Annotated in this window: 5 protein-coding genes; 4 read left to right on the top strand and 1 reads right to left on the bottom strand. The window is 59.2% G+C overall.

The window, feature by feature from the left end:
• Both accD and ABJP42_RS01610 read left to right on the top strand, forming a co-directional pair.
• A partial coding sequence (gene accD, locus ABJP42_RS01615; protein WP_348338153.1) for an acetyl-CoA carboxylase, carboxyltransferase subunit beta occupies positions 1–858 on the top strand: 858 nt, incomplete at its 5' end.
• A 98-nt stretch (positions 859–956) separates the two neighbouring features.
• Positions 957–2231 (top strand): bifunctional folylpolyglutamate synthase/dihydrofolate synthase, encoded by a 1275-nt coding sequence (locus ABJP42_RS01610; protein WP_348338152.1) that lies wholly within the window; start codon positions 957–959, stop codon positions 2229–2231.
• Between the two features lie 148 nt (positions 2232–2379).
• On the opposite strand, the gene zapE is transcribed toward ABJP42_RS01610, so the two are convergent.
• Entirely contained in the window at positions 2380–3453 is a 1074-nt protein-coding gene (zapE, locus tag ABJP42_RS01605) for a cell division protein ZapE (protein ID WP_348338151.1), read from the bottom strand.
• 144 nt (positions 3454–3597) lie between these two features.
• Here zapE and ABJP42_RS01600 point away from each other — a divergent pair, with 144 nt between their 5' ends.
• Together ABJP42_RS01600 and ABJP42_RS01595 are read left to right on the top strand one after the other, a co-directional pair.
• Positions 3598–4554, top strand: coding sequence for a DUF6161 domain-containing protein (locus ABJP42_RS01600; protein ID WP_348338150.1), 957 nt, complete (start codon positions 3598–3600; stop codon positions 4552–4554).
• 101 nt (positions 4555–4655) lie between these two features.
• Positions 4656–5428: MFS transporter (locus ABJP42_RS01595; RefSeq protein ID WP_348338149.1), on the top strand; the 773-nt coding region annotated here is incomplete at its 3' end.

Below are 5428 nucleotides of genomic sequence, written 5' to 3'. Positions count from 1 at the left end.
AGTGAATGCGGCACCATGCTGTTTCACCGCGAGCTGAGCGACAATCAGAATGTCTGCACCAATTGCGGCCATCACATGCATATCACCCCGCGTGATCGCTTTACTGCGCTGTTTGATGGCGGTGTTTTCACTGAGGTCTCCGTGCCAGAGCCACTGGCCGACCCGCTGAAATTCCGCGATCAGAAAAAATATCCTGACCGGATGAAGGCGGCGCAGAAAAAGACCGACGAGAAAGAGGCCATGCTGGTGGCTTCTGGCGAAATCGGCCGCACGCCTATCGTCGCCGCAGCGCAGGATTTCTCCTTCATGGGCGGCTCCATGGGCATGTATGTTGGCAATGCCATTGTGGCCGCCGCCGAAGAGGCGGTGAAACTGGGCCGCCCGCTGGTGCTGTTCTCAGCCGCAGGCGGTGCCCGCATGCAGGAAGGCATCCTGTCGCTGATGCAGATGCCGCGTACCACCGTGGCGGTACAGATGCTGAAAGAGGCCAACCTGCCTTACATCGTTGTGCTGACCCATCCCACCACCGGTGGCGTGACCGCCTCCTATGCGATGCTGGGCGATGTGCATGTCTCCGAACCCAATGCGCTGATCTGTTTTGCCGGCCCGCGGGTGATCGAACAGACCATCCGCGAAAAACTGCCCGAAGGCTTCCAGCGGGCAGAATACCTGCTGGACCACGGCATGCTGGACCGGGTGATCCCGCGCACCAAGATGCGCGACGAGCTGATCACCATCATCCGCATGCTCATGGGGCTGTCACCTCAGGTGGTGGGCGACCTGCCGGCCCCCGTGGCGCCTCTGGACGCCGCGAAAACCCCTGAAACTGCCGCAGAGCCTCCAGCTGACAAGGGCTGATCACCCTAGAGCAGATCTTGCTTGACTGCGGCCCGCCTGTTTTGGGCGGGCCGTTTTGCTTGGCACCCCCCTGTCCTCGTTCTCCAAGAGTGCACCTCATGACCCAGACCACCTCTGATGCCATCCTCGCCCGCATGTTGGCGCTGCACCCAAAGATCATCGATCTGACCCTGGACCGGGTCTGGCGCTTGTTAGAGCGGCTGGGCAACCCCCAGGACAATCTGCCACCGGTAGTCCATATCGCTGGCACCAATGGCAAAGGCTCTACCCAGGCGATGATCCGCGCCGGTCTCGAGGGCTGGGGCAAATCGGTGCATGCCTATACCTCGCCACATCTGGCGCGGTTTCACGAACGTATCCGCCTGGGTGGGGAGCTGATCTCCGAGGCGCATCTCACCGAGATCCTCGACGAATGCTACGCCACCAATGGCGCGGACAGCATCACCTATTTTGAGATCACCACTGTGGCTGGCCTGCTGGCCTTTGCCCGCAGCCCGGCGGATTTCACCCTGCTGGAGGTGGGCCTGGGCGGGCGGCTGGATGCCACCAATGTGATTGCCAGGCCCGAAGTGACGGTGATCACCCCCATCTCCATCGATCACGAGCAATTCCTGGGCGATACCCTGGCCAAGATCGCAACAGAGAAAGCCGGGATCATCAAACGCGGGGTGCCGGTCATTGTCGGCCCCCAACCGGATGAGGCGATGGAGGTGATCGAGGCCACGGCCGCCCGTCTTGGTGCGCCGCTGGTGGCCTATGGTCAGCACTGGCATGTCTATGAGGAACGCGGCCGCCTGGTGTTCCAGGATGAGCGCGGCCTGTTGGATCTGCCCCTGCCTGCCTTGCTGGGGGCGCATCAGGTGCAGAATGCCGGCGCGGCGCTGGCGGTGCTGCGCCACCTCGGGGCGGGGGAATCCGCCTGTGAGGCGGCAATGACCCAGACCCAATGGCCCGCCCGGATGCAGCGGCTCAAAAACGGGCCCCTGGTAGACTTGGCAGGCCAGGCCGAGCTCTGGCTGGATGGGGGCCATAACGCCGCCGCCGGTGAGGCGCTGGCAGATCTGCTGGCAGCTCTGCCCAAACGTCCAACCCATCTGATCTGCGGCATGCTCAACACAAAAGACGTCACCGGCTATCTGGCGCCCCTGGCCAGAGAAGCGGCAAGCCTTACCGCAGTCTCGATCCCGGATGAGGTCAATACCCTGCCCGCTGCTGAGACCCAAGCCGCTGCCAAACTGGTTGGTCTCACAGCAACAACAGCAGCTTCAACCAGTGAGGCGCTACAGGCGATCCTGCAGCAAGACCCAGAGGCGCGGGTTTTGATCTGCGGCTCCCTCTATCTTGCAGGCCATATCCTGCGCGAAAACGGCTGACCCGGTCCGCGCAGGCGTGCCTTGCTTTTCATTTGGCCAAAAAATATCCTGGGGGTGAGCGCCCCGGGCGCGAGGGGGCAAAGCCCCCTACCATATCCGCTAAAGCCCCCTGTGTTGGCGGCCTCTCTTTTTTCGGCCTGCCCCCAGTTTACTTGGCCTGCCCCCAGTCCTGATCCTGCATTTCGCGCAGGCGAGAGGCGGTGCGTTCAAACTCAAAGGCACCATCACCCTCGACATAAAGAAACTCAGGCTCGGCGGCGGCGGAACAGATCAGCCGCACCTGAGCTTCATAGAGCGCATCTATCAGAGTGACAAAACGCTTGGCTTCGTTGAAATTGCTGCGGCTGAGCCGCGGGATATCCTCCAGCACCAGCACCTTCACCTCCTCGGCAATGGCAAGGTAATCGCCGGGTCCCAGCATCTTGCCACAGAGGTCAAAAAACGTCGCTCGCGCCACCCCGTTGCGAAAGGCCGGCAGCACCACTTCGCGGCCCTTGACCTCCAGTGTCAGCGGCTGGGCATCACCGCCGGAGAGATCCTGCCAGATCGCCAGCATGGCCTCGCGCGCCGCAGCATCCGCCGGGGCAAAATAGACCTGACTGCCCTTCAAACGGTCCTGGCGATAATCCACCGGGCTGACCATCTCCCAGACTTGCATCTTGTCCTTGATCAGCGCGATGAAGGGCAGGAACAATTGCCGGTTCAAACCGTTCTTATAGAGCTCATCCGGCAGCCGGTTGGAGGTGGTGACGACGCAGACATCTGCCGCAAACAGCGCCTCAAACAAACGCCCTACAATCATTGCATCGGTAATGTCAGTGATCTGCATCTCGTCAAAGGCCAGCACCCGCACCGATTCTGCCACCTCCTGCGCCACCGGTGCCAGCGCGTCCTGCACGCCCTCCTTGCGGGCCGCATGCATTTTGGCGTGGATTTCCTGCATGAAGGCATGGAAATGCACCCGGCGCGCCGGGATATCGCCGAGACTGTCGACAAAGAGGTCCATCAACATGGATTTGCCCCGGCCAACGCCGCCCCACAGATACAGCCCCTTGGGCGCCGGGGCCGGGCTGGCGCGGCGAAACAGCCCGCGTTTCACCGGCTCGGCCTGCAACCCGGCCGAGATCCGGTCGAATTGCGGCAGAACCGCTTCCTGGGCGGGGTCGGGGCGCAGATCGCCATTGGCAATCTTTTGGGTATAAAGCGTGCTGAGATCAGTCATAAGACTGCTTTACCCTGCGAGGGGAGTGAATAAAAGTCAGTCTCAAATTTGGGCCCGGTGACAGAATGAAGAATACGTATTAGGGTTGAGTGGTTTCCCGGCAATTTGACAGTATTATATTTCTAGCGCGATGAGATTGAAGTTATGGACATTAAGAAGCCAAACGATCCAAGTCGAGAAAATGAAAACGAAGCCTTTGCTTGGTTGTCGAAGGATACATCGAGTCTCACGGGCAAGCTTGCAGAATTGGCCACTGGTTCGATGTCTGCAGGCCAGAGGCAAGCCATTTCGGAGGACGTGGCGCAGGATGTCAGGACACTCCATGGTGTTGTTAGCAAGGCTGCAGAAGTTTACGGTGATTTGCAATCTACTCAGGCGGAGCTCTACGTAGACCTGAAACAAACAAAAGCCGGGCAAGCGGCGCTACAAGAGCAATTGGAGGAGGCTAGACAGTATGCATCCACCTTAACCGCTCGCGCTACAAAAGAACTTGATATTCATCACCAACAAACCTTGGCGGATTTTGAAAAGGGTCTAGAGGTCGCTCAAGCAGCTTTTACCGAACAGCAAGCCATCCGGGCTCCCGTTGAGTTGTGGAAAGAAAAGCAGACAGAACACGTATCAGCAAGAAAGGTGAGTTTTTCTCTCTTTGTTTGGGGGCTTGTCGCTGCTGCTGCTTTCATTCTGCTGCTAATCTTTCTCCTGGTCACTCAGGCTGAACTTATCTCCACGCTTTTGGCACCAGTTGGTTGTGACCCGGCTAACCCCGCAACAATCTGTTCTGGATTTAGCCTAAAAGGTGCCTTGGTGGCCGGGGGTGTGCTTGCCCTTTTTACACTGTTGCTGTGGTTCATCCGCTTGCAGATGAAACTCTATTTGGCAGAGCGGCATTTGGCACTGGATGCACGGGAGCGGCTTGCCTTTGCCCAGTCCTACCTTGGTCTGGTGCGTGAAGGGGACGTTTCAGAAGAAGCAAAAGAGCAGCGCGCGTTAGTCTATGCTGCACTGTTTCGGCCCGCGAGTGATGGCACTGTCAAAGATGAAGGGAGCTTAGATCCGTCGGTGACAGCTGCTCTGGCCAAGTTTTTGATGAAACCATAAGAGCCCTTCACATCAAAATTCCTTAACTGGGCAAGCAATATCTTTGATTTGACCGGGCTGGGAATTCCCATAGTCTCGCCGCTCTGATCAGGAGAAGCCTCATGTCGCGCAGTGTCACGCCCCTTTTTACGCCGGTCTTGATTGTCGGCTGCGTCATCATCATGGCCAGCTTTGCCGTGCGGGCGTCCTTTGGGGTGTTTCAGATCCCTATTGCCGAGGAGTTTGGCTGGCTACGGGCCGAGTTCTCCTTAGCCATCGCCATTCAGAACCTGGCCTGGGGCATTGGCCAGCCGATCTTTGGCGCGCTGGCCGAAAAACTGGGTGATCGCAAGGCCATCATCCTCGGGGCCATTACCTATGCCGCCGGCCTGGTGCTGAGCGCCGGGGCCACAACCCCGTTTGAAATGCAGGCCTATGAATGGCTGGTGGGCTTTGGCATCGCGGGCACTGGCTTTGGCGTGGTGCTGGCGGTGGTGGGCCGGGCCAGCTCGGATGAGAACCGTTCGATGTCTTTGGCGATTGTCACCGCTGCGGGCTCTGCCGGGCAGATCGTCGGTGCACCAACGGCAGAGTTCCTACTGTCGATGATGAGCTGGCAATCGGTCTTTTTGGTCTTTGCCGGCGCGGTGCTGGCACTGATCCTGACACTGCCGCTGATGCGCGCACCGCAGATGGCCAGCAAGGCGGAACTGGAAGCCAGCATGGGCGATATCCTCAAACAGGCGATGAAGGATCCGTCTTTCACCCTGATCTTCCTGGGCTTTTTCTCCTGTGGCTATCAGCTGGCCTTTATCACCGCGCATTTCCCCGCCTTTGTCACTGAAATGTGCGGGCCGATCCTGCCGGGGGGGGCGTTGCACAGCATGGGGATCAC

It is taken from the genome of Pseudophaeobacter sp. (assembly GCF_039971195.1).
Taxonomy (GTDB): domain Bacteria; phylum Pseudomonadota; class Alphaproteobacteria; order Rhodobacterales; family Rhodobacteraceae; genus Pseudophaeobacter.
Note: the sequence above shows the minus strand (reverse complement) of the source record. Positions and strands in the feature narration are given on the sequence as shown.